This window comes from Shinella sp. GW821-FHT11G07, assembly GCF_058808115.1.
In genome coordinates, this window is sequence record NZ_JBXARJ010000023.1 from 1 (window position 1) to 21,055 (window position 21,055).

21 protein-coding genes are annotated in these 21,055 nt (G+C 61.3%); 10 read left to right on the forward strand and 11 right to left on the reverse strand.

From position 1 onward, the window contains the following. Positions 1 to 404 precede the first annotated feature (404 nt). The 3 genes from AC1RT2_RS29800 to AC1RT2_RS29810 form a co-directional block, all read right to left on the reverse strand. A complete protein-coding gene (locus AC1RT2_RS29800) occupies positions 405 to 794 on the reverse strand; it encodes a type II toxin-antitoxin system Phd/YefM family antitoxin (RefSeq protein WP_493107819.1) in 390 nt (129 codons plus the stop codon). Between the two features lie 433 nt (positions 795 to 1,227). Further along, on the reverse strand, positions 1,228 to 1,395 hold the full coding sequence (locus AC1RT2_RS29805) for a hypothetical protein (RefSeq protein WP_493107820.1): 168 nt from the start codon (positions 1,393 to 1,395) through the stop codon (positions 1,228 to 1,230). An 87-nt stretch (positions 1,396 to 1,482) separates the two neighbouring features. Next, entirely contained in the window at positions 1,483 to 2,169 is a 687-nt protein-coding gene (locus AC1RT2_RS29810) for a GntR family transcriptional regulator (protein ID WP_069063040.1), read from the reverse strand. Between the two features lie 255 nt (positions 2,170 to 2,424). Between AC1RT2_RS29810 and AC1RT2_RS29815 the strand changes: the two genes are divergently transcribed. The 7 genes from AC1RT2_RS29815 to AC1RT2_RS29845 all read left to right on the forward strand — a co-directional run bounded on the left by AC1RT2_RS29815 (position 2,425) and on the right by AC1RT2_RS29845 (position 10,208). Further along, complete coding sequence (locus AC1RT2_RS29815; RefSeq protein WP_493107822.1) at positions 2,425 to 3,522, forward strand: ABC transporter ATP-binding protein; 1,098 nt, start codon at positions 2,425 to 2,427, stop codon at positions 3,520 to 3,522. A 2-nt stretch (positions 3,523 to 3,524) separates the two neighbouring features. Next, the gene (locus tag AC1RT2_RS29820; protein ID WP_069063042.1) at positions 3,525 to 4,451 is read left to right on the forward strand and encodes an ABC transporter permease; all 927 of its coding nucleotides are present in this window, start codon (positions 3,525 to 3,527) and stop codon (positions 4,449 to 4,451) included. After that, positions 4,444 to 5,256, forward strand: coding sequence for an ABC transporter permease (locus tag AC1RT2_RS29825; RefSeq protein ID WP_069063043.1), 813 nt, complete (start codon positions 4,444 to 4,446; stop codon positions 5,254 to 5,256). The genes AC1RT2_RS29820 and AC1RT2_RS29825 overlap by 8 nt, the downstream gene beginning before the upstream one ends. 16 nt (positions 5,257 to 5,272) lie before the next feature. Further along, the gene (locus AC1RT2_RS29830; RefSeq protein WP_069063044.1) at positions 5,273 to 6,307 is read left to right on the forward strand and encodes an extracellular solute-binding protein; all 1,035 of its coding nucleotides are present in this window, start codon (positions 5,273 to 5,275) and stop codon (positions 6,305 to 6,307) included. A gap of 77 nt (positions 6,308 to 6,384) precedes the next feature. Next, positions 6,385 to 7,566: a serine hydrolase domain-containing protein gene (locus AC1RT2_RS29835; protein ID WP_493107826.1), complete on the forward strand. Its 1,182-nt coding sequence runs from the start codon at positions 6,385 to 6,387 to the stop codon at positions 7,564 to 7,566. Positions 7,567 to 7,587: 21 nt separating this feature from the next. Further along, the gene (locus AC1RT2_RS29840) at positions 7,588 to 9,258 is read left to right on the forward strand and encodes an amidohydrolase (RefSeq protein WP_493107828.1); all 1,671 of its coding nucleotides are present in this window, start codon (positions 7,588 to 7,590) and stop codon (positions 9,256 to 9,258) included. Between the two features lie 71 nt (positions 9,259 to 9,329). Continuing rightward, positions 9,330 to 10,208, forward strand: a complete 879-nt coding sequence (locus tag AC1RT2_RS29845) for a DMT family transporter (protein ID WP_493107830.1) — start codon at positions 9,330 to 9,332, stop codon at positions 10,206 to 10,208. Here AC1RT2_RS29845 and AC1RT2_RS29850 read toward each other — a convergent pair. The 5 genes from AC1RT2_RS29850 to AC1RT2_RS29870 form a co-directional block, all read right to left on the reverse strand. Further along, positions 10,205 to 10,987: a carbon-nitrogen hydrolase family protein gene (locus AC1RT2_RS29850; protein WP_493107832.1), complete on the reverse strand. Its 783-nt coding sequence runs from the start codon at positions 10,985 to 10,987 to the stop codon at positions 10,205 to 10,207. The two genes, AC1RT2_RS29845 and AC1RT2_RS29850, sit on opposite strands and share 4 nt — an antisense overlap. A gap of 49 nt (positions 10,988 to 11,036) precedes the next feature. After that, complete coding sequence (locus tag AC1RT2_RS29855) at positions 11,037 to 11,834, reverse strand: ABC transporter permease (RefSeq protein WP_069063048.1); 798 nt, start codon at positions 11,832 to 11,834, stop codon at positions 11,037 to 11,039. Then, positions 11,831 to 12,685 carry an ABC transporter permease gene (locus AC1RT2_RS29860; RefSeq protein ID WP_069063049.1) on the reverse strand — a complete coding sequence of 285 codons (855 nt, stop codon included), beginning with the start codon at positions 12,683 to 12,685 and terminating at the stop codon, positions 11,831 to 11,833. The genes AC1RT2_RS29855 and AC1RT2_RS29860 overlap by 4 nt, the downstream gene beginning before the upstream one ends. Then, the gene (locus AC1RT2_RS29865; protein WP_493107835.1) at positions 12,682 to 13,716 is read right to left on the reverse strand and encodes an ABC transporter ATP-binding protein; all 1,035 of its coding nucleotides are present in this window, start codon (positions 13,714 to 13,716) and stop codon (positions 12,682 to 12,684) included. Before AC1RT2_RS29865 ends, AC1RT2_RS29860 begins: the two co-directional genes overlap by 4 nt. A gap of 80 nt (positions 13,717 to 13,796) precedes the next feature. Further along, positions 13,797 to 14,885 (reverse strand): ABC transporter substrate-binding protein, encoded by a 1,089-nt coding sequence (locus AC1RT2_RS29870; RefSeq protein WP_444798221.1) that lies wholly within the window; start codon positions 14,883 to 14,885, stop codon positions 13,797 to 13,799. A 297-nt stretch (positions 14,886 to 15,182) separates the two neighbouring features. On the opposite strand from AC1RT2_RS29870, the gene AC1RT2_RS29875 reads away from it, so the two are divergent. Together AC1RT2_RS29875 and AC1RT2_RS29880 are read left to right on the forward strand one after the other, a co-directional pair. Then, positions 15,183 to 16,199 (forward strand): LysR substrate-binding domain-containing protein, encoded by a 1,017-nt coding sequence (locus tag AC1RT2_RS29875; protein ID WP_444798266.1) that lies wholly within the window; start codon positions 15,183 to 15,185, stop codon positions 16,197 to 16,199. 17 nt (positions 16,200 to 16,216) lie between these two features. Then, a complete protein-coding gene (locus AC1RT2_RS29880) occupies positions 16,217 to 17,389 on the forward strand; it encodes an aminotransferase (protein ID WP_493107837.1) in 1,173 nt (390 codons plus the stop codon). Between the two features lie 151 nt (positions 17,390 to 17,540). Here the strand turns inward: AC1RT2_RS29880 and AC1RT2_RS29885 are convergent, their stop codons facing one another. The 3 genes from AC1RT2_RS29885 to AC1RT2_RS29895 all read right to left on the reverse strand — a co-directional run bounded on the left by AC1RT2_RS29885 (position 17,541) and on the right by AC1RT2_RS29895 (position 19,813). Beyond that, positions 17,541 to 18,524: an N-acetylmuramoyl-L-alanine amidase gene (locus tag AC1RT2_RS29885; RefSeq protein ID WP_493107839.1), complete on the reverse strand. Its 984-nt coding sequence runs from the start codon at positions 18,522 to 18,524 to the stop codon at positions 17,541 to 17,543. A gap of 262 nt (positions 18,525 to 18,786) precedes the next feature. Next, a complete protein-coding gene (locus AC1RT2_RS29890; protein ID WP_493107841.1) occupies positions 18,787 to 19,179 on the reverse strand; it encodes a YybH family protein in 393 nt (130 codons plus the stop codon). A 7-nt stretch (positions 19,180 to 19,186) separates the two neighbouring features. Beyond that, complete coding sequence (locus AC1RT2_RS29895) at positions 19,187 to 19,813, reverse strand: TetR/AcrR family transcriptional regulator (protein ID WP_069063056.1); 627 nt, start codon at positions 19,811 to 19,813, stop codon at positions 19,187 to 19,189. A 129-nt stretch (positions 19,814 to 19,942) separates the two neighbouring features. On the opposite strand from AC1RT2_RS29895, the gene AC1RT2_RS29900 reads away from it, so the two are divergent. Next, the gene (locus AC1RT2_RS29900; protein ID WP_493107843.1) at positions 19,943 to 21,019 is read left to right on the forward strand and encodes a polyamine ABC transporter substrate-binding protein; all 1,077 of its coding nucleotides are present in this window, start codon (positions 19,943 to 19,945) and stop codon (positions 21,017 to 21,019) included. Positions 21,020 to 21,055 lie beyond the last annotated feature (36 nt).

Here is a 21,055-nt window from a genome sequence, read left to right on the forward strand (position 1 = left end):
CTTCATCAAAATCTCCTCATGCATATTGCCGAGAAAATTCTACTTTTGAACCCGATTAGTGCGCGGGAGGATTACCGAGACTCGACGGGGCATCAATACGACTTAGCGTCGGACGACATATTTGGTTCATGACCGCCAATTAAAGCCCTGTGGCTGCGAATACGAATTTGAAGATCGCGCGGCTGTCCGGCGCGCGTCGGGCAAAGAGCGTCGCAACACTGATGACGACGCGGACTTCCCCTTACACAGCTCGCAGGCTCCCGCCCGGAACAGCCCTAGAATGCCAGCTTATAGGGACCGCGCCGATGGCCGCATCTTCCCTTCTTTGATCTCCGTCAACACGTGACCATCGCGGTTATTGAAGCCGGGATACGGAGGAGGTAGGAGTGCCGGGCCATGTCGCGCTAGAACTGTGCCATTGCATGATGTTCCCGTTCGATAGAGTCGTCGTTTTTCGCCTTCTCCTTGGATCTCTCCCTCAGAATTAACTCCACAAGGCGATCGTCCTTTGCCACAAAGTCAAGCAATGCGGCGAACGCTTCTATCGCCTCCGTGGGTAGCTCCGCCTCCTCGCCAAGGAAATCCTTCATCTCATTATCGTGAGGCTGCCGGAACACCATCTTTTTCCGCTGCGCGGCGTTCAACTGTCTGAGTCTTTCCAGGTCTGCCAATGGTACGATGGCGGCAACCGGTCTGCCGTGGTTCATCACTACGGATCGCTGTTGCCTTTCGGCTTGGCCGATCAACTTAGTGAAGGACGCACGAGCTTCGCTTAATTGCAACGCTTCTTGCAATCTGCGCCGCGATGCACGCTAGAATCTAACAAAGATAATTCGGTGAGTGTCGGTTCCCCGACGAACGCCATCAAGGAGTTCATGCCAACAAATCCTATCCAAGGATGTGCGCGGAACGTTCGTGAGACCAATAATGCTCGTCGAAGCTCGTTAGCGATCACAAAATTCCTTGGGGGATGGCAATTCGCCCCTCTGTTCGGACAGATCAGGACCAGCAGTTCCAATGCATAGCGGCACATGCAAAGTCCCCGCATTCTCAGACCAACTAGACAAGTTGATTTAATGACAACAATGACCTAGCTGTCTCGGTCATTTCATGTCGACTTTCAGGACATATAGGAATGAATTCCAGATAATAACATATTGATTTTATTCAGATGGCAGGGCATTTTACCTGATTTCCTACATGGAGGAGCAGCTCGAGGCCGGCGTGTCAAAGGCTCTGTGGCGCCATGAACTGGTAGTACGCCCAGACGAGCGCGATCACGATGACAACGGCGATCCAGATCCGTCCCTTTTTCGGCCTCGGCACCTCAGGTTTGTTCCCGTTGTCCTGCTGCGGCTTCCGGCTTTCGAATTTCAGAACATTGTTGTCGTTCAAGGCGCCCTCCATCGCACTGCAAGTCACGGGAATGACTTACGCGATTTGGATCGGAGAGCAAGAGCCGACCGAGCGGATCAACCATCTTCAGCCCGTTTTTGCCAAAGCCGCAACCCGCGCGAAATGGCCCTGGCCAAGATAGCCGGTGCCGTCGCGGATGTCGGCGGCAATCGCCACCTTCAGGGCTTCGGCATCCTGCTGCACGATGGCGGCGAGCGCCTCGGCGTGGCGATCGACCTGATAGGTTTGCGAGAGTGTCTCGCCGGCCCGACGCATGAAGGGTCCAAGACGCAACCAGAGAGATTCGATGAGCGGCAGCATCACGGTGCCGGGCCGTGCCTCGTAGAGGCAGCGGTGGAAATCGAAATTCGCCTCCACCAGCCGCCCGAAATTACCGACAGCCAGTGCCTGATCGGCCTGTTGGTCGAACGCCCGCATACGGGTCAGCCGCCTGTCGTCGATGAAGGGCATGGCACGTTCGGCGGCACGGGTTTCCAGTGCGACACGGGCTTCAAGAACTTCCTCGAAACTCTGCGGGTCGAGATCCGGCACGCGGACGCGGCGATTGTCGAGCAGTTCCAGCGCCCCTTCCGAAACCAGCCGGTGCAATGCCTCGCGCACGGGCATGGCGCTGACGCCAAGCGCCTCGGCCAATCCATTGATCGTCACCGGATCGCCCGGCTCGAACTGCCCCGTCATGATACCCCGCCGCAACACACGGTAGACCCATTGTTTGGCGGATTCGGACGCTTCACGACTGGCTGCCACGAACATGCTGTACCCTCCCCTCTGCAGGCCCGGCTTTTGCCGGCCTCACGCCTCAGGGCTGAATTTCAGGAGCTTTGCACGCAAAACTGATATTGTCGCAAAGCTTAAAATGGCCCTTTACAGATTTGATCAAATTATGGTTTGTTGTGATCATAAGCAAGATAAGCCTATCACATAAGAGCCGTGATCAGCGGCCGGACAGAGGACAGCCGGCGGTTTGGGCGGAGGAAGCTCGAGCGTCGGTCGAAAAACGGGGAACCGATGACTGATACCCGAACGACCGCAGCCCATGGCGGAGCTATAGGCTTGCATGGCATCAAGAAATGGTTCGGCACCTTCCAGGCCGTCGATGACGTGACGCTGGAAATCCGCTCGAACGAATTCTTCACCCTTCTTGGCCCTTCCGGCTGTGGCAAGACCACCCTCCTGCGCATGATCGCCGGGTTCGAACTGCCCACCGAAGGGCAGGTTCTGCTTGATGGGACCGATATTTCCCGCCTTTTGCCGAACCAGCGCCCCGTCAACACAGTCTTCCAGAATTACGCCCTCTTCCCGCACCTGACGGTCGCGGAGAACATCGGCTTCGGGCTCAAGATGCTCGGCAAGCCGAAGTCGGAGATCGACTCCGTCGTCAAGGACATGCTGAAGCTCGTGCATCTCGAAGGGCGCGGCAACAACCCGGTCACGCAGCTTTCCGGCGGCCAGCAGCAGCGTGTGGCGCTCGCCCGCGCCCTCGCGCCACGGCCGAAAGTGCTGCTGCTCGATGAGCCGCTTTCGGCGCTCGACCTGAAGCTGCGCAAGTCCATGCAGATGGAACTGAAGCGCCTGCAGCTGGAAACCGGCATCACCTTCGTCTTCGTCACGCATGACCAGGAAGAAGCACTCACCATGTCCGACCGTATCGCCGTCATGTCGACGGGCAAGGTCCGCCAGGTGGGCTCGCCTTGGGACATCTATGATCGCCCGGCCGAACGTTTCGTCGCTGACTTCATCGGCGAGACGAACTTTCTGGAAGCCGAGGTCGTTTCCGTTGCCGGCGACAGCGCCCGCGTCCGGCTTTCCTCCGGTGTGGAAATTTCCGCGACCTACCCGGAAGGCATCACGCCGAAGGGCAAGGTTACCATCGTCGTCCGCCCGGAACATGCCCGTCTCGGTCCGCCCGGCTCCGGTGCGCTCGAGGGCGTGCTCGACGACATCGTCTATCTCGGCACGGACAACCATTTCCACGTCAAGGTCGATGGCGGCGGCACCTTCATCGTGCGCCAGCAGAATGCCAAGAGCGGTCCCTGCGGCTTCTCCGAGCAGGAACGTGTGAGCATCGCCATCAATGACGATGTCGCCCAGATTCTGAGGGACTAGCCATGACGCTCAGCGCTCAGGACGCCACCGAACAGCGGCAAAAGAAACATGTTCGGGATCGCTGGATGCTCAGTGCTCCAGCCCTCCTCCTCATCCTCGCGGCCAGCGTCGGCCCTCTCCTCATCGTCTTGGTCTATTCCTTTCTCGCGCCAGGCAACTATGGTGACGTGAAATGGGAGTTCTCGACGGAGGGCTGGTTCAACGTTCTCTTTACACGCGACATCTTCGACGACACCGTCTCCCTTGCGGACGCGCATTTCTCGATTTTCTGGCGCAGCGTCAAGCTCGCCTTTGCAACGACGGTGTTCTGCCTGATCTTCGGCTTTCCGACGGCCTACTTCATCGCCACGCGCGCACCGCACAACCGCTCGCTCTGGCTGTTCCTGATCACCATTCCCTTCTGGACGAATATGCTCATCCGCACCTTCGCCATTCAGGAGGTGATCCGTTCGGAAGGCATCATCAACACGCTCTTGTTGAAGATCGGCATCATCTCCGCGCCGATCCAGATGATGTTCACCGACTTCGCCATCATGCTCGGCATGACCTATGTCTTCCTGCCGCTGATGGTTCTGCCGCTTTATGCCAGCCTGGAAAAGCTGGATTTCCGGCTGATCGAGGCAGGTTACGATCTTTACGCCTCACGCTTCGGCGTGCTGTGGCGCATCATCATTCCGCTGGTCAAACCCGGCATCATCGCCGGTTCCATCCTCGTTTTCGTTCCGGCACTGTCGTCCTACGTGGTGCCACGCGTTCTCGGCGGCGGCAAGAACCTGATGGTGGGCAACTTGATCGAACTGCAGTTTGGCCAGGGTCGAAACTGGCCGCTTGGTGCCGCGCTTTCCGTCACGCTCGTTATCATCGTGCTCTTCGCGATGCTCTATTATGTCCGCAATGCATCGAAGTCGGGAGGTAGCGCCCATGGCTAAGTCTTTCTCGATCAAGCGGCAGCCGGGTTTCGCGACGATTGCGATGTTCTGCTTCTTCCTCCTGTACCTGCCCATCGCGACGCTCGTCGTCTATGCCTTCAATTCGGGCATGTCGATCGCCACCTGGGAAGGCTTTTCGCTTCGATGGTTTCAGAGCGCCTGGAACAACCAACAGGTTATCGAGGCATCGTGGCGCTCGCTCCGGATCGCCTCCATCGCCGCGCTGATCGCGACGGCCTGCGCGACGCTTGCGGCCATCGCCACCACGCGAACGGCGCCCTACCGCGGCCTCACCTTCAAGTATTCCGTCATCAACATGCCGCTTCTGGTGCCGGAAATCGTGACGGCCGTGGCGCTGCTGATCCTTTTCTCGCGCGTCAAGGTGTGGACCGGTTACTCCGGCCTCGGCTATCTCATCGTCGCGCATGCGGCTTTCTGCATTCCCTTCGCCTACATGCCGATCCGCGCACGCCTCGAAAGCATGGATCTCTCGCTGGAGCGTGCCGCATCGGATCTCTACGCGTCACCGTTCCAGACCTTCCGCTACGTCACGCTGCCGTTGCTCTGGCCGGGCATTCTCGCAGGCATGATGCTCGCCTTCGTGATCTCGCTCGACGACGTGGTCATCACCGAATTCGTCAAATCCGGCGGCCAGGACACATTGCCGACCTACATGCTGGGGCAATTGCGCCGCGTGGTGACACCCGAAATGAACGCGATCTCGACAGCGTTCCTCGTGCTGTCGCTGGCTATCGTCACGCTCTTCTTCTTCCTCAGCCGGAACCCCAACAAAGACAATCAATAGATAAAGGAGAACAGGAATGAAAACCAAACTGGGATTGTTCGCACTTGCCGCCGGCATGATGGCCTCTACCGCCATCGCGCACGCCGAGGGAGAACTCAACATCTTCAACTGGGGCAACTATACGAGCCCCGAAATGATCAAGAAGTTCGAGGAGGCCCACAAGGTCAAGGTGACGATCACCGACTACGACTCGAACGACACCGCGCTGGCAAAGATCCGCCAGGGCGGCCACGGCTTCGACATCGTCGTGCCGTCCGCGAGCGTGATGCCGATCTGGATCTCGGAAGGCCTGCTGTTGCAATCCGAACCCAACCAGATGGAGAACTTCAAGAACGTCGACCCACAGTGGGTGAGCGTGCCGTTCGACGAAGGACGTCATTATTCGGTTCCGTGGCTGTGGGGCACCACCGGCGTGACCGTCAACAAGTCGATCTATTCGGGTGACCCGAACACCTCCGCGATCTTCCTCGATCCGCCGGCCGAACTTGTCGGCAAGATCAACGTGCTGCCGGAAATGTCCGACGTCATGCACATGGTCGTCACCTATGCCGGCGGCGAGCCCTGCACGGGCGACCTGACAATCCTGAAAAAGGCCCGCGATCTTCTGGCGACCGCCAAGCCGAAGTGGCTTTCGATGGACTACGGCAATATCGAGAAATATTCCAAGGTCGACATCGCCGCCGGCACGAACTGGAACGGTGCCTCGTTCCGCTCGCGTCTGCAAAACCCTGATGTCATCTACGGCTATCCGAAGGAAGGCTACCCGGTCTGGATGGACAACGCCGCCATCCTCAAGGACGCCAAGAACGTCGACAACGCCAAGCTTTTCCTGAACTTCATCATGGACCCGGAAAATGCCGCCATGCTCTCGGCCTTCGGCCGTTATGCAAACGGTATCAAGGGATCGGAAGCCTTCATGCCGGCTGAGATGAAGGATGCGCCGGAAATCGTCGTTCCGGAAGAACTGAAGGCTGCCGGCAAGTTCAACCTCGCCTGCCCTCCGGAAGTACAGGAACTCTACACCAAGCTCTGGACCGAACTGCAGAAGTAAGCGGCTCGGCCGCATAGAACGAGGACTTCCGTACGCGGGAAGGCAACTCGCCTTCCCGCGCTTCGGTCGGATGTTTCATGATCAAGACCTTCAAGGACAGGCACGGGTTTGCCCGCGCCGATGTTACGCTCGCCAATTGGCGCACCGCCCCTTTCAGCCGCTGGACCTTTCAGAATGTTCGCGACTTCGTGCCGACTGCGGTGATCGCTGCCGAGGCCGCGACCGCCGAGCAGCCCCTCGCCAGCGACGCCTTTTTCGATGCGGCGATGGAAACGGGCCTTGCCGGCACGTCCACCGCCCGCGCCTTCCTCGAATTTGCCCATACGGACGCTTTCGTGCTGATGCGCAAGGGCGAGATCTTTGCGGAATACTACGCGCCGCATGCCGATCCCAACGCGCCGCACCTCGTCTTCTCGATTTCCAAGTCTCTGACGGCCGTGGTCTCCGGTATTCTGGAGGCGGATGGTCTGCTCGATCCCGACCGGCCGGTGACGGACTACCTGCCGGAAGCCAAGGGCAGCGTCTACGGCGACTGCACCTACCGCGACGTGCTCGATATGCGCGTCAGCCTCGATTTCGAGGAAGCTTATCTCGATCCCTACGGCGCCTTCGCGCGCTATCGCCGCTCGATGCTCTGGAACCCGCCGATGGTGGGCGCCGAGCCGGAAACGCTGGCCTCCTTCCTGCTGACCCTTCAGAAGGCCGAGCGTCCGCATGGCGGGCCGTTCTATTATGCCTCGCCGAACGCTGATCTGCTCGGCGTCATCATCGAGCGGGCGACGGGCGCCCGTTTCGCCGACCTCACCTCCGATCTCCTCTGGAAACCGATGGGTGCGAAGGGCAACGCCGATATTACGGTCGATTCGATCGGCACGCCGCGCACCGCCGGCGGCGTCTCCATGACCGCCCGCGATCTAGCCCGTCTGGGTGAACTGCTGCGCAATGACGGCGCCCGGGATGGCCGACAGATCGTGCCCGCCGCGTGGATCCGCGACATGCAGGAGAATGGCGACAAGCAAGCCTGGCAGCAGGGCCGTAATGTCGACCTGCCGAACGGACGCTATCGCAGCCAATGGTATCAATCCGGCGAAGCGGACGGCGCCTTTGCCGCAATCGGCATTCACGGCCAGTGGCTTTATGTCGATCCGAGCACCGAGACGGTCATCGTGAAACTCTCGTCCCAGCCGGATCCGCTGGGCGACGAGGAGAACCAGGACCTGTTCACCTTCTTCCGGGCGCTCTGCCGCCGGTCCATTTAAAAAACATCGAGGAAACACGCCATGCAGACCGAAGCGAGTTTTATCATCCGCAATGCGCGGGTGCTGACGATGGATGAGGCGAACCCACGCGCGAGCGCCGTCGCCGTTTCCGGCAACCGCATCCTGGCGGTCGGTTCCGAAGCGCAGATCGATGCCTTTTCCGGCCCCGACACGCATGTCATCGACGCCAAGGGCGGCACGGTGCTGCCGGGCTTCAACGAAGCGCATATGCACATTTTCGGCGGTTCCGCCGAACTGCGCGAACTCTCGCTCTACGGCATGAAAGGCTTTGATGCGCTGGAAAACGCATTGAAGGCCTATGCCGCAGAATATCCGGAGCGCAACCTGCTGATCGCGCAGCACGCGGACTACACGATCCTCTCCGACGACGAGCGCGTAACCCGCCACCACCTCGACCACATCCTGCCGGATCGCGCCGTGCTGATCTTCGCCCCGGACCACCACACCGCCTGGGCCAATACGCTGGCGCTGAAGCTCGGTGGTATCCTTGAAGGTGGCGATGTCGGCATCGGCAACGAGATCGTTATGGCTGAGGATGGGCTTGCCAGTGGTGAACTGCGCGAAAGCAACGCCATCCGCCCCGTTTCCGCACTGAGCGAAACAGGCGGGCGCGAAATGCTCGGCGTCGGCACGGGCGGCGATCCGGACCATGTGACGGCGGAACAGCGCGCCGGCGACATCGAGATCATCAAGGAAGGCCTCGCCTACGTCGCCTCGCTCGGTATCACCTCGCTGCAGAACATGGACGGCAGCCTCTACCAGCTGGAAATGCTGGACGAGATCGAGAAGACGGTCGGCCTGCCGGTACGCGTGCGCATGCCCTTCCACATGAAGAATTTCATGCCGCTCTCGGACATCGAGACCAAGGCGGCCGCCTGGCGTGAGCGTTTCAATTCCGATCGCTTGCGTTCGGACTTCGTGAAGCTCTTCATGGACGGCGTGACGGAATCCGGCACTGCCGTCTTCGTCGACGACTATTGCCATCAGCCGGGTCTGAAGGGCGATCCGCTGTTCTCGCAGGAGCATTTCGACAATGTCGCCATTACGGCCGACAAGCTTGGCCTGCCGGTGGCGGTGCATGCCATCGGCGACGGCGCAGTGCGCATGATTCTGAATGGCTATGAGGCCGCCATCAAGGCGAATGGCAAGCGCGACAGCCGCAACCGCATCGAGCACATCGAGGTCGTGCACCCCGACGACATTCCGCGCTTCAAACAGCTCGGCACTGTCGCCTCCATGCAGCCGACCCACCCGCCGGGCAGCGCCGGCCTGCCGCTCGAACCGTACCTCTCCTATATCGGCGAGGCGCGCTGGCCCTATGCCTTCGCCTGGCGCACGCTGGTCGATGCCGGTGCGGAGATCGTCTTTGCCACCGACTGGCCGGTCTCGCCACTCGACCCGATGAACTGCATCCAGTGCGCCATGTCACGCGACGTCTGGAAGGACGGTATGAAGGACGAGCGCCTTTCCCTGCACGAGACACTTGCCGCCTATACGAAGAACGGCGCCTGGGTGGAGTTCATGGAGGATCGCAAGGGCGTGCTGAAGGCCGGTTATCTCGCCGATATCGTCGTGCTCTCCGCCGACGTGGAGGCAACCGAGTTCACCAGCCTCGCCGAAGTGCGCCCCGTCACCACCATCTGCGACGGCCGCGTCACCTATCAGGCCTGATCCGAAAAAGAAGCCTATCGACTAGGGCAAATCCATGCGATAGGCCGGGCGATCAATCGCCCGGTCTTTTCATGTACATCGCCGAAATCCTCGCCCTTTCCGCCGCCGTCTGCATTGCGCTGAGCGGCATGCTCGTCAGCGAATTGCGGGGTCGCCTGCCGCTCCTCGATCTCGCTCGCCTGCAGATGCTTGCCGCCTTCCTGATGACGGGGGCCGTGTCGCTCGTGATCGGCGGCTGGCGCACCGTGGAGCTCTGGCAGTTCGGCTGCCTGGCAGCCTCCAGTCTCTTCGGCATCATCATCGCAAGCACCACCTATTTCGCGACGATCTATACGGCTGGCCCTCGCACCACCGCCCTGCTCTTTTCGCTCACCTCGCCCTTCGCAGTGCTGCTCGGCTATGTCTTCCTGGGCGAAACCCTGTCCGGCCAGCAGGGCATCGGCATCGCCTGCGTGCTGCTCGGCATCCTGCTGGCGATCGGCGCCCGCTCGCCGTCGAAGACCACGGCTGTCGAGCGCACGCCCTGGCTTGGAATAGCGCTCGGCGTCGTTACCGCCTTTGGGCAGGCGCTCGGCAGCCTCGCCGCCCGCCCTGCCATGGCGAGCGGCGTCGAACCGTTCACCGCGATGGCCGTGCGCTCGGGTCTTGCGGCCGCGTTCTTTCTGCTGCTGATGGTCGTCCCGCATCCGATGTTGAAGCCCGCGCCAAGCATCACCAAACGGTCGCTCGGCTTTGCGGTCGGCTCCGCCTTCTTCGGCGTCGGACTTGGCATGTCGCTGCTGATGGCGGCGCTGGCACATGGCAATGTCGGGGTGGTTTCGACGCTATCCTCGATGACGCCGGTCGTTATCCTGCCGATGATCTGGGCGCGCACCGGCATCGTGCCGCCCGCGCCCGCCTGGATAGGCGCGGCGCTGGCGGTGATCGGCACGGGCTTGATCAGTCTCTAGCCCGGTCGGCCGAGATCAACGAGATAGGTGTTTTCTTCCCGAGACCTGGCATAGTCTTCCGGGCGGATTTCCGCAAAAAGCAGGGTTTCCCCTTCCGCGGGGGCTTCGGCAAGCAGCTTACCATCCGGGGCGGCGATGCGCGACAGGCCGGCATAGGTGAAATTGTCGTCGGCGCCGCAATGGTTGATGTAGGCGACAAAAACCTGGTTCTCGAAGGCGCGGACCTGGATCATATGATTGGCGATGAAGGTGCCGGAAGACCCCTTCGGTAGCGCCGTCGGAACCACGACGAGCTCGGCGCCGGCAAGTGCAAGGCGGCGGACGTTTTCGGGGAACTCCACATCGTAGCAGATCAGCATGCCGAGACGGATACCGCCTAGCTCCACCATGACCGAGGTTGGAACGCCGGGTTTGAAGGCATTTCGCTCGTACTCACCGTAGAGATGGGACTTCCGGTAGACGGCATTGGTGCCGATGCCGTCTGTGAAGAGCGCGCTGTTGTAGGTTACCGTGCCCTCCTGCTCGGCGAAACCGGCCACGATGGCAATGCCGTTTTCCCGCGCAATGGCACTGAGGCGTGTCGCAACGTCGCCGGTCGCGGGTGAAGCAAGCCGCGCAAATGCCGACTCCCCTGCCCCGTAGCCAGTGACCGCAAGCTCCGGCACGATCAGCAGCTTGGCGCCGCCCGCCGCGGCATCCGCGGCCGCAGCCGCGATGTACTCGATATTGGCCTCGCCGTCACCGGCAATGGCGTGCATCTGGAGGGCGGCGATCCGCATGCTGGCTCCCGTTTTGTTTTACACAGTTTCCGAACGCGGAACCGTTTCTCTAATCCTTCGACGACATGGCGCCCAGCAGCTTCGGCAGGTCGCCGAAGCGTGCGACGAGGCCAAAGATGGTGGCGGCGATCGCCACGAACAGCACCGTGACCGAGGCCATCGTCGGCGTATAGCCGTAGCGCAGCGCGTTGAAGATCTTGATCGGCAGCGTCTCCATCGTGAAGCCGATCGTCATGTACGCCACGATATATTCGTTGAGCGACAAGACGAAGGCGAACGCATACCCCGAGACGAGGTAGGGCAGGATCAGCGGCAGGACGACGGTGCGGAAGATCGTGCGGTCATCGGCGCCCATCGTCGCGGCGGCTTCCACCAGCGAACGGTCGATGGAGGAGAAGCCGAGCGACAGCGTCACCAGCGGCAGCGTCACGAAGAAGATAGCGTGGCTGATGACGGCAGTTGCCGGCTGGCCATAGAAGCCGGTTGTCGCCCAGAAGGTGAGCAGGCCGAGCGCCGTGATGACCGGCGGCAGCGTGAAGGGTGCGACGCCGAGCAATTGAAAGATGTTTGCCCACGGCGCATGGCGACGCCACAGGAACCAGGCGAGCGGCAGCGCGATGAGAAGTGCCACGGCGGCTGAAAGGGCCGCGAGCGTGATCGACGCGAAGAGCGCGTTGCGCCACTCGACATTGGCGAAGATCTCACCGTACCAGCCCAGCGAGAATCCTTTCGGCGGGAAGGCGAGATCCTGTTTCTCGTTCACCGACACGCCGGCGACGACGATGATCGGCAGCGACAGGAAGAGGCCGATTAGGCTGAAATAGGCCTTCTGCAGGAACCCGGTCATGCGGCTTCTCCCTTGCGGCCGGCGATGACCGTGAGTGCGACGAGGCCGAGCGTGACGAGCACGAGGAACACGGCCATGGCGGCGGCGAACGGCATGTTCGACTGGTAGATCGCCTGGTCGGTGATGAGCACCGAGAGCGTCCAGTGCTGCGGTCGGCCGAGAATCTGCGGCAGCAGGTAGGAGCCGAGCGCGAAGATGAAGACCATGATCAGCGTGGCGACGATGGTGTTGCGAAGTGCCGGCACGACGACGGTGAAGAAGGACTTTATCGGCGAGGCACCGAGTGTGCGCGCGGCTTCCGTCAAAGTCGGGTCGAGCCGCACGAGAGCAGGATAGAGCACGAGCACGGTATAGGGCAGCGCCTGGTAGGTCATGGCGGTAAGCACCGCACCGAAGCTCGGGTTCAACGCCACCGGCTGGTCCATCACACCGAGCATGACAAGCAGGTTGGTGATGCCGGCGGTGCGTGAAAACAGCGTCGACCACGCAAAGCCGATGATCACTTCCGAAAGTGACAGGATCGACAGCAGCGCGACCAGCCAGAGCACCTGCGTCCGGCGTTTGGCGCGCGACAGCAGGTACGTGAAGGGAACGGCCAGCACGACGCAGCAGATGGCGACGGTGACGGCGAGGAACAGCGAGAAGCCGAGCACCTTGCCGAAGAACAGGCTGAGGAACCGGGCGTAATTGTCGAAGACGAAGTCCGGTGTATAGAAGCCGGATGGATCCCGCCGGAAGAACGACACGGCGATCATCGTCGCGAAGGGCACGACGAAGAAGACGATCAGCATGCCCGCGGGAAAGAACAGCGGGCCATAGTCGGTGAGTTTTTGCGGGGCTTCGCGTCTCATGACTTCAGCACCACGCAGTCTGCGGGGTTGAGCTGGAGGCCGACCGACTGGCCGACGGCGACGTCCGGCCGGGCGTTCGGCATGGAGACGGCGACGATCTGCTTGCCACCGGCTTCGACGAAGGTCTCGATCGTGCCGCCGAGATCGCGCACGAAGGTTACAGTGCCAGTGATCGGGGCGTTGCCAGGTGCGGTGAGATGCACGTCTTCCGGGCGCACCGAAATGATGCCGGACTTTAAGCCCGCGGGAATGGCAAGGCCCGAAACCGAGGCGCCGAGCACATTGGCCCCGCTGCCGTCGGCGTTGAAATCGATGAGGTTCGTCATGCCGATGAAGTCGGCGACGAAGGTGTCGGCCGGGCGGCGGTAGATTTCCACCGGCGCTGCGGCTTGGCGAATTTCGCCGCTGTTCATCACGACGACCGTATCGGCCATGGTCATGGCCTCGCGCTGGTCATGGGTGACGACGATGGTGGTGATGCCGAGGCGCTGCTGGAGCTGGCGCAATTCCACCTGCATGGCCTCGCGCAGCTTCGCATCGAGTGCCGAGAGCGGTTCATCGAGCAGGAACAGTTTTGGCGAAATGGCGAGTGCGCGGGCAATCGCCACGCGCTGGCGCTGGCCGCCGGAGAGTTTAGCCACGGGGCGGTCGGCATAACCCGTCAGATGGATCATCGCGAGAAGCTCGTCGACGCGCTTCTTCTGCTCTTCCTTGCCGATGCCGCGGATGCGCAGGGAATAGGCGATGTTCTCGCCGACCGTCAGATGCGGAAAGAGCGCCAGCGACTGGAAGACCATGCCGAGGTCGCGCTTGTGCGTCGGAACGTTGGTAATGTCCTTGCCGTCCAGCTTGATCGCGCCGCTCGTCGGCAGGTCGAGGCCGGCGACCATGCGCATCAGCGTGGTCTTGCCGCAGCCGGAGGGGCCGAGAAGGCAGACGAACGTGCCATGCGGCACCGTCAGTTCGACATTCTTGACGGCCGTAAACTGGCCGAACTGCTTGACGATATTCTGGAGGGTCAATCCGGACATTTTAGCTCCGTTCGGCGCTTACGGTTTGAGGACCGACCGGCATTGGCAACCGGTCGGTTGTCTTCACAAATGGACAGGCATCAGCCTGCGATCATTTCCGTCCACTTCTGGTTCAGCCAGTCGGCCTTGGTGGTGTAGAGGTCGTAACGCGGAATGATCGGCTCGATATCCGAGGACACCGCGGCGAACTCTTCGGCGGTCAGGTCGATGAGGTCGCGCTTGACCGTCGGCGCCGTGCCGACCTTGCGCGACAGGATCGCCTGGATCGACGGCTGGCTCATGTAGTTGATGAAGATGTGGGCTTCCTCGACTTTTGTCGAAGCGCGCGACAGCGCCCAGCAACCGGAATCCATGATGCCGCCTTCCTTCGGGAAGGTCGAGCGGACCGGCTGGCCGTCAGCGGCGGCAAGGCCCGTCACGTCGTGGTAGTACTGGCCCATCGGGATTTCGCCGGACTTCAGCGACTGCTCGAACTGCGCTTCATCGCGATACCACAGGCGCACGTTCGGCTTGACTTCGGCAAGCTTTTCGAAGGCCTTGAGGAGGCCTTCCTCAGTGTCGAGCGCATTGGTGCCGCCGAAATGCGTCTTTGCGGTCACTTCGAGCAGGAAGGAGTTGGAGACGAGCGCGAGCAGGCCAAGCTTGTCGGCATTTGCCGGATCCCACAGCGCGGTCCAGGAGGTCGGTGCTTCCTTGAAGACATCGGTGTTGGTGACGAGCGTGATGTACCAGGCGACGGCACCGATGCCGGCGACGCGGCCATCCGGATATTTGTTGACGAAATGGTCGATCAGGTTCGAGCCGTTCGGGATCTTCGCCATGTCGAGCGGTGCCCAGAGCTCGGTCGACTGGCCCTTCAGCATGGCGACCTGCGACATCATCGAAACGTCGGCGGGCGCCAGGCCAGCCTTGGCGGCCTGCTCGAGCTGGACGAGCCACGCTTCACCGGTCGGCTCGGCGACCGATTCCACGGCAATGCCCGTCTGCTTGGTGAATTCGGCAAAAATGTTCTTGTCGAAGGAGTCCTTGAAGTAGCCCCCGTAGACGCCGACCTTCAGCGACTTGTCCTGTGCACGCAGCACGGCCGGCATGGCGAGCAGCGAAGCACCGGCAACGCCGGCGCCCAGCACCGCGCGGCGGCTGACATTGGTCTTGAGGATGTCACGCATAGTCGTCTTTCTCCTGTTAGGCCGACCGTTGATCCGGTCGGAGCGTTCCCATTGTCGTATTCTACGCCAGGCGCTTTGCGCCACGGAAGGCCTGAAAGCAATCGGGTCCGGATTTTCGAGAAGATTTTTGCACGCCATTTGACGCGTGCCGCGCCGTCTCAAGCGCCTGAAGCCTCCTGATCGTCCCCCGGGGCTTTGCCCTCGTTTTTTACAGTATCGTAATAAAACGCTTGGAAAAGCAATTAGCGTTGTTATAGAAATTGCCGTGAGAAAAACTCACATGTGAGATCCCCCTACATGGCCTCGCGCCTGCCACCGCTCAACCCGCTCCGCGCCTTCGAGGCGACCGCCCGCCGCGGTGCCGTTTCGGCTGCGGCGCGGGAGTTGAACGTCACGCACGGCGCCGTCAGCCACCAGATCCGTGCACTTGAAGAATCCCTCGAAACCACGCTTTTCGAGCGCGGCGGAAAACGCTTGAAACTGACGCCGCAGGGCGCGCTGCTGCTGCCCGCCGTCACCAACGCCTTCGGCGAGATTGCGGCGGCGACAGCCCTGATGAAACAGCCGGAAGCCCATGGCGATCTCACCGTCACCTGCGTGCCCGCACTCCTCTCGCTCTGGTTGATCCCGCGCCTCAACACCTTCACTGATCAGTATCCGGGCGTGCGCGTCACCTTGATCGCCTCCAACGATCCGGACCACCTGCGCTCGCTCGATACGGACGTCTGCATGCTCTATGGAGACGGCAACTGGCCCGATAGCTGGACGCGGCTGTGGTCGCATCTCAAGCTCTTCCCGGTCGCCAGCCCGACGCTGCTCAACAGCCGGCCGCTGCGCTCCGTACGCGACCTTGCAGACCACACCCTGTTCCACGGTGACGACGGCAGGGAGTGGAACACCTGGCTGGCGGCGGCCGACGCGCTCGACATGGTGCGCGGGCGCCAGCATTTCATGAGCGACGCCCGCCTTTCCACCGAGGCCGCGCTGCACGGCCAGGGCATTGCGCTCGGCGATACGATCACCGCCAGCAACCTGATCGCCCGCGGCGAACTCGTCGTGCCGTTCGATCTGACAGTGCCGGCCAACGACGCCTTCTATGTCGCCTGCCGTCCGTCCGTCCGCCAGTCACCCCTCGTCAAAGTGTTCATCGACTGGGTCTTCGCCGCCCTGGAAGAAACCCTGCCCGAACCGCAGGCCTCCGCCCGCACGCATCTGCGCGGCCGCGGCAACCGTCTGGTCGAAGCCCATCGTCCGGTTTCGGCCCCGGCCAAACGCCGGGCCACCGCCAATCCCCAACGCAAGACCCGCGCCTGATTTTAACGGAAATGACCATGCCTAGCTTCAATCCACTCGTCGAAACCCTCGCCGCCCCGCCCATCCCTTCGGTTTTCGCCTGGGGCGATGCCTATGATGGCCGTAGTGGCCCGATGATTGATTTCTCGCAGGCCGTGCCCGGCTACCCGCCGCACCCGGACATGCTGCGCCTGCTCGGCGAATATGCCGCCTCGCGCGCCTATACCGGTTACGGGCCGATCGAGGGCGAGGATTCGCTGCGCGCGGCCTATGCGGCGCATGTTTCCGAGAGCTACGGTGTGGCGCTTTCCGCCGGCAACATCCATGTGACGGCGGGCTGCAACCAGGCCTTCATCTGCGCCGCCATGGCGGTGGCTGGCGCCGGCGATGCCGTGCTGATGACCGACCCCTACTATTTCAACCAGGAAACCACCCTAGCCATGCTGGGTATCAAGACCCGATTCGCCGCCTGCGACCCGGCAAAGGGTTTCCTGCCGGACATTACAACGCTCGCCGCCGGCATCACGCCGGACGTGCGCGCCGTCGCCCTCGTCTCGCCGAACAACCCGACCGGGGCCGTCTATCCGCCGGAATTGCTTGCAGCGATCTACGAACTCTGCGCCGCACGCGGCGTCTGGCTGATCCTCGACGAGACCTATCGCGACTTCCTGCCGGCCGGAGCCGGTCGTCCACATGACCTCTTCGGCCGGGCGGGCTGGGAAGACACGCTCATCAGCCTCTACAGCTTTTCGAAATCCTTCTGCATCCCCGGCCATCGTCTCGGTGCGATCACGGCTGGCGCCGGGGTTGTCGAGCAGGTGGCAAAGATCATGGACAACCTGCAGATCTGTCCGCCGCGCTCCGCCCAGGCCGCGGTTGCCACCGCCCTGCCCATGCTGGCCGACTGGCGCGAGGAAAACCGTCGCGAAATTGCGCGGCGCGTCGAAGGCCTGCTCTCCACCATGGCCGCCGTGCCCGCCTGGCGTGTCGGTGCCGTCGGCGCCTATTTTGCCTTCATCGGCCATCCGTTCGGCGAAACGCCGTCCGCCGTGGTGGCCGAAAGGCTCGCCAAGGAAGCCGGCGTGCTCTGCCTGCCGGGCAGTTACTTTGGCGCAGGGCAGGAAGGGTATCTGCGCTTCGCCTTTGCCAATGCCGACGTCGACACGATCGCTCTCTTGAAGGATCGGCTCAATCGATTCGTCCTTGGCTGACGCGGCGTTTGTTACCGGTTGAATGACGCGCTCCTGCGATAATCGTCTGGAGCGCGTTTTATAAGGATGCAGGCGTCACTCGGAGGCGCTCGGCATCGAAGGCGCGTTGATCACCGGCAACAACCCCGCCGCACGGCGGGGCATCACTCCGTCAGCCGATCAACGAGGAATTGACCCAGAGTTCGTCAAGTGCGATCCGCGACCAGTTGCCGGATGTCTCGTGGACATAGACCACCTCGCCCTTCATGAAGCTCCGCAGGATTTCGAAGGACGTTCCAGGTCCAGCGCGCCCTTTCGAATCGTCCGTGTTCACGATGCGCTGGGTGACCGGCTTGACCCATTTTCCATAGACCCAGTATTCCTTGGAATTGGCGATCTTGTACCAGCCGTTCTCTTCCCGGAAAACGCGGATGACCGCGCCGGTCTCCAGCGGCCCCTGTGTTGCGGCAAGAGCGGCCGAGGCGCTTGAAAAAACCCGGACATTCAGCGTGTCGGAAACGACGACGCCGTAAGTGGGTGTTGCAGCCGGCGGCGAGAACGGCACGCCGGTCAAAGCCTGCTCGACGAGCGGGAGGAAGTTGTTCTGGCAGTCGGCAACTTTGTTGCCGCCGAAGAATGCCGTGCCGGGACAGGACTTCGTGACGCCGCTGCCATTCGTGCGATGCCCCGTATTGAGATCGAACCAGTGGTGGTAGACAATGTTGCTGGTGGTCACCGGAAAAAGGTTGAACCGGCGGACCAACGCAGCGGTGGCTTTGACGATCGCCTCCTTCTGCGCATCGGTCATCTGGTCTCTTCCCGTATCGAAATCGCCGACATTCTCGATGCACACCGCCTTGTTGTTGTTGTTGTAAATGCAGGCCGGTGTTTTGTTCATCGGGCGACCGGTGACGATCATGCCATCGGGAAAAATGGAAAGGTGTTGTCCGATATCAGCCCACCCATTGTTGTTGACGTGATGATCACGCATGCCCTTCTGCATCTCGAAATGGTTGTTGCCGGTAAACTGCGCATAACGAGGGCTCCAGGTGTGGTGTTCCTGAACCTTGTCGACCACGCGGGTCACCGAGATCGTTCCCAGCCATTGCTCGAATTCTGTGAGGGTGAAACGCGTAAAGCCGTATTTCGTATCCATGGAAGCCCTCCCGTGGAATGGACGATTGATGTCGAACCGATGCGAAGTTACCCCCGCCGATGCAAAGCATGGCGGCCCCCGAAATCAATTTGCTGCGGGCATAAACAGGCACGTCCGCGTCGTGAAACCACGGCGCGAAAACTCCAGACCTGCATGTTCGTATATTAGCGGGCAGAATATCACTCTGCCTCGACATCGCAATCTTTAATTGATTAAGCGCATAGAAAACCGCGCATAGGCGCGAGTACGAAATCTCAGCGCTTCAGGGGCGAAGCGAGAGATGTTCGTGCACACCCAGCCACCGACCTGCCGGATCGCGTGAAAAAACAATGGTCTCACGCTCATTGTTCGTCATCGTCTCGCCGCCCATCGAGATATCGGTCTCGACGGCGTGGGTGAAGATCGCGACATCGCCGACGAGTTGGATTTGGCGGTCCGTCGAGCGGCAGCCGAGCACGCGAAACCCGTCGCGGCTCTCCCAGAGCGCCCATTCCTCTTCGTAGGCGGCGCGGTCTTCGAGCATATGGTCGATATTGTGGAAGAGGAAGGTCGCCGTGGGTGCGAAGGCGGCGAAATAGGCATCACGGTCGTGCCGCGCGAACGCGCTAACCAAGGCATCGGCGGCGGAAAGCACGGTGGATTCCGTTTCGGTCATGCGTTCCTCAAACGATCTTGATGCTGCTGATAAGGGTGGCAATCGGCGCGTGCTGGGCATTGACCCGCGTCTTCAAGTCTTCCAGCGGCATGGCGTCCACCTTGCAGAACTCGATAAACATCATGTTGAGGTTGTTGAAGAAAACCTCACCCATGGCCTTTGCGTCCACGCCGGCATGGACCACGCCGCGCACCTGCAATGTCTCGATAAGCTGGACCACCTGGGCGCAAAGCTGGCCGTCGAGTTCCGTATACCGCCGGGAAAGCGGCGTGTCCGGCTGCTGAATGGAGATAGCCATCGCGGTGCGCCACATTTCCTTGGAAAGATAGTAGAGCGAGTGGTCGTAATACTGCTCGATCAGCGTGCGCAACGCCTCGGCAACGTTCAGCGGCGGATTGGCGACAATGCGGGCACCGGCCTCCAGCACTTCCGTGACTTCCATCGCCACGGTCGCGACAAGGATGTCGCCCTTGTTCTGGTAATAGTTGTAGAGCGTGCCGACGGAGACTTCTGCCATCTCGGCGATGTCCTCGATGCGGGCGCTGTCATAGCCCTGATCGCGAAACAGCGTGGTCGCGGATTCGAGAATGCGGCGTGTCTTGTCCGCCTTCTGTTTTGCACGCAATCCAGCCATGGAATCCTCCGTTGGAATCTCCTCAAAAATGAGATTGACTTAAAAAATGAACTCGTTCAATCTTTTTCTCAAGGCATCGCGACGAGTGCCATCCGCAAAGGCCGAAAGCCTGCACCAGAGGGAAAGATAATGAGCAAAACCGTTTCCGGCGGTCTCCGCCGCCGCATGCTTCTCGCCACCGCCGGCGCCATCGCCCTGTCATCGGCCGCCGCGCAGGCACAGGACGAACTGAACGCGCTGGTCTGGTGCGACCATACCGATCCGGCGCTGGTCGAGCCCTTCGAGAAGGCCAACAACGTCAAGGTCAATCTGAAGGAATATGAAGGCACGGGGGCTGCAATCTCGATCATCGAACAGTCCCGCCCCGGCGATTGGGATGTGCTGGTGATCGACGCCGTCGACGTGCCGCGCGCCATCGACATGGACATTCTCGGCGAAATGCCTGCCGACAAGCTGCCGCTCGGCGATCTCTTCCCGGAAGTGCGCATGGAAGAGACGACCACCAAGGACGGCAAGGTCTACGCCGTTACCGAAAAATTCGGCTACAACACGATTTCCTATGACAAGACGAAAGTCGACCCGGCCGACATGGACGACCTCTCGGTCATCTGGTCGGACAAGTACAAGGGCCGCATCGCGCTCTATGACTACTACCTGCCGATGGTTGGCCTGACCGGTGTCGGCATTGGCAAGAAGACGGCGGATCTCAAGCAGGACGATCTGCCGGCGATCAAGGAAAAGCTTTTCGAGATGAAGAAGGTCGCCCGCCAGGTGAGTGACGTCGTCGCCTCGCAGACCGCACTTGCGACCGGTGAGGTCGATATCGTCGTCGGTGGCGGCGAATGGCTGACGGCCGGTCTTTCCGCCGAAAAGCCGAACCTCGACTGGACGATCCCCAAGCAGGGCGCGCTGCGCTGGGCGCAATCCATCGGCGTCTTCAAGACCTCCGAAAAGCAGGATCTCGCGCTGAAATTCGTGCAATATATCGTCAGCCCCGAGGGCCAGGCGCGGCTTGCCACCTCCTCCTGCTACTGGGCGATGCCGGCAAATGCCAAGGCGGGCGCGCACCTCACCGATCCGCAGAAGGCGGCGTTGCGCTGGGACAAGCAGCCGGAATACCTGAAGAACTCGCAACTCTACCCGGTGGCCGACGCCGACATGGATGCGGCGATGCAGGATGTCTGGACGGAGATGTTGCAGCAGTAAGGATCTTGGGGAAGCATGGATCCTCGGGTCAAGCCC

Bases quoted from the DNA above. Each gene is read 5' to 3' on its own strand.
- AC1RT2_RS29810 (WP_069063040.1), bottom strand. From the start codon at position 2,169: ATGTTCGTGGCAGCCAGTCGTGAAGCGTCCGAATCCGCCAAACAATGG.
- AC1RT2_RS29815 (WP_493107822.1), top strand. From the start codon at position 2,425: ATGACTGATACCCGAACGACCGCAGCCCATGGCGGAGCTATAGGCTTG.
- AC1RT2_RS29820 (WP_069063042.1), top strand. From the start codon at position 3,525: ATGACGCTCAGCGCTCAGGACGCCACCGAACAGCGGCAAAAGAAACAT.
- AC1RT2_RS29825 (WP_069063043.1), top strand. From the start codon at position 4,444: ATGGCTAAGTCTTTCTCGATCAAGCGGCAGCCGGGTTTCGCGACGATT.
- AC1RT2_RS29830 (WP_069063044.1), top strand. From the start codon at position 5,273: ATGAAAACCAAACTGGGATTGTTCGCACTTGCCGCCGGCATGATGGCC.
- AC1RT2_RS29835 (WP_493107826.1), top strand. From the start codon at position 6,385: ATGATCAAGACCTTCAAGGACAGGCACGGGTTTGCCCGCGCCGATGTT.
- AC1RT2_RS29840 (WP_493107828.1), top strand. From the start codon at position 7,588: ATGCAGACCGAAGCGAGTTTTATCATCCGCAATGCGCGGGTGCTGACG.
- AC1RT2_RS29845 (WP_493107830.1), top strand. From the start codon at position 9,330: ATGTACATCGCCGAAATCCTCGCCCTTTCCGCCGCCGTCTGCATTGCG.
- AC1RT2_RS29850 (WP_493107832.1), bottom strand. From the start codon at position 10,987: ATGCGGATCGCCGCCCTCCAGATGCACGCCATTGCCGGTGACGGCGAG.
- AC1RT2_RS29855 (WP_069063048.1), bottom strand. From the start codon at position 11,834: ATGACCGGGTTCCTGCAGAAGGCCTATTTCAGCCTAATCGGCCTCTTC.
- AC1RT2_RS29860 (WP_069063049.1), bottom strand. From the start codon at position 12,685: ATGAGACGCGAAGCCCCGCAAAAACTCACCGACTATGGCCCGCTGTTC.
- AC1RT2_RS29865 (WP_493107835.1), bottom strand. From the start codon at position 13,716: ATGTCCGGATTGACCCTCCAGAATATCGTCAAGCAGTTCGGCCAGTTT.
- AC1RT2_RS29870 (WP_444798221.1), bottom strand. From the start codon at position 14,885: ATGCGTGACATCCTCAAGACCAATGTCAGCCGCCGCGCGGTGCTGGGC.
- AC1RT2_RS29875 (WP_444798266.1), top strand. From the start codon at position 15,183: ATGGCCTCGCGCCTGCCACCGCTCAACCCGCTCCGCGCCTTCGAGGCG.
- AC1RT2_RS29880 (WP_493107837.1), top strand. From the start codon at position 16,217: ATGCCTAGCTTCAATCCACTCGTCGAAACCCTCGCCGCCCCGCCCATC.
- AC1RT2_RS29885 (WP_493107839.1), bottom strand. From the start codon at position 18,524: ATGGATACGAAATACGGCTTTACGCGTTTCACCCTCACAGAATTCGAG.
- AC1RT2_RS29890 (WP_493107841.1), bottom strand. From the start codon at position 19,179: ATGACCGAAACGGAATCCACCGTGCTTTCCGCCGCCGATGCCTTGGTT.
- AC1RT2_RS29895 (WP_069063056.1), bottom strand. From the start codon at position 19,813: ATGGCTGGATTGCGTGCAAAACAGAAGGCGGACAAGACACGCCGCATT.
- AC1RT2_RS29900 (WP_493107843.1), top strand. From the start codon at position 19,943: ATGAGCAAAACCGTTTCCGGCGGTCTCCGCCGCCGCATGCTTCTCGCC.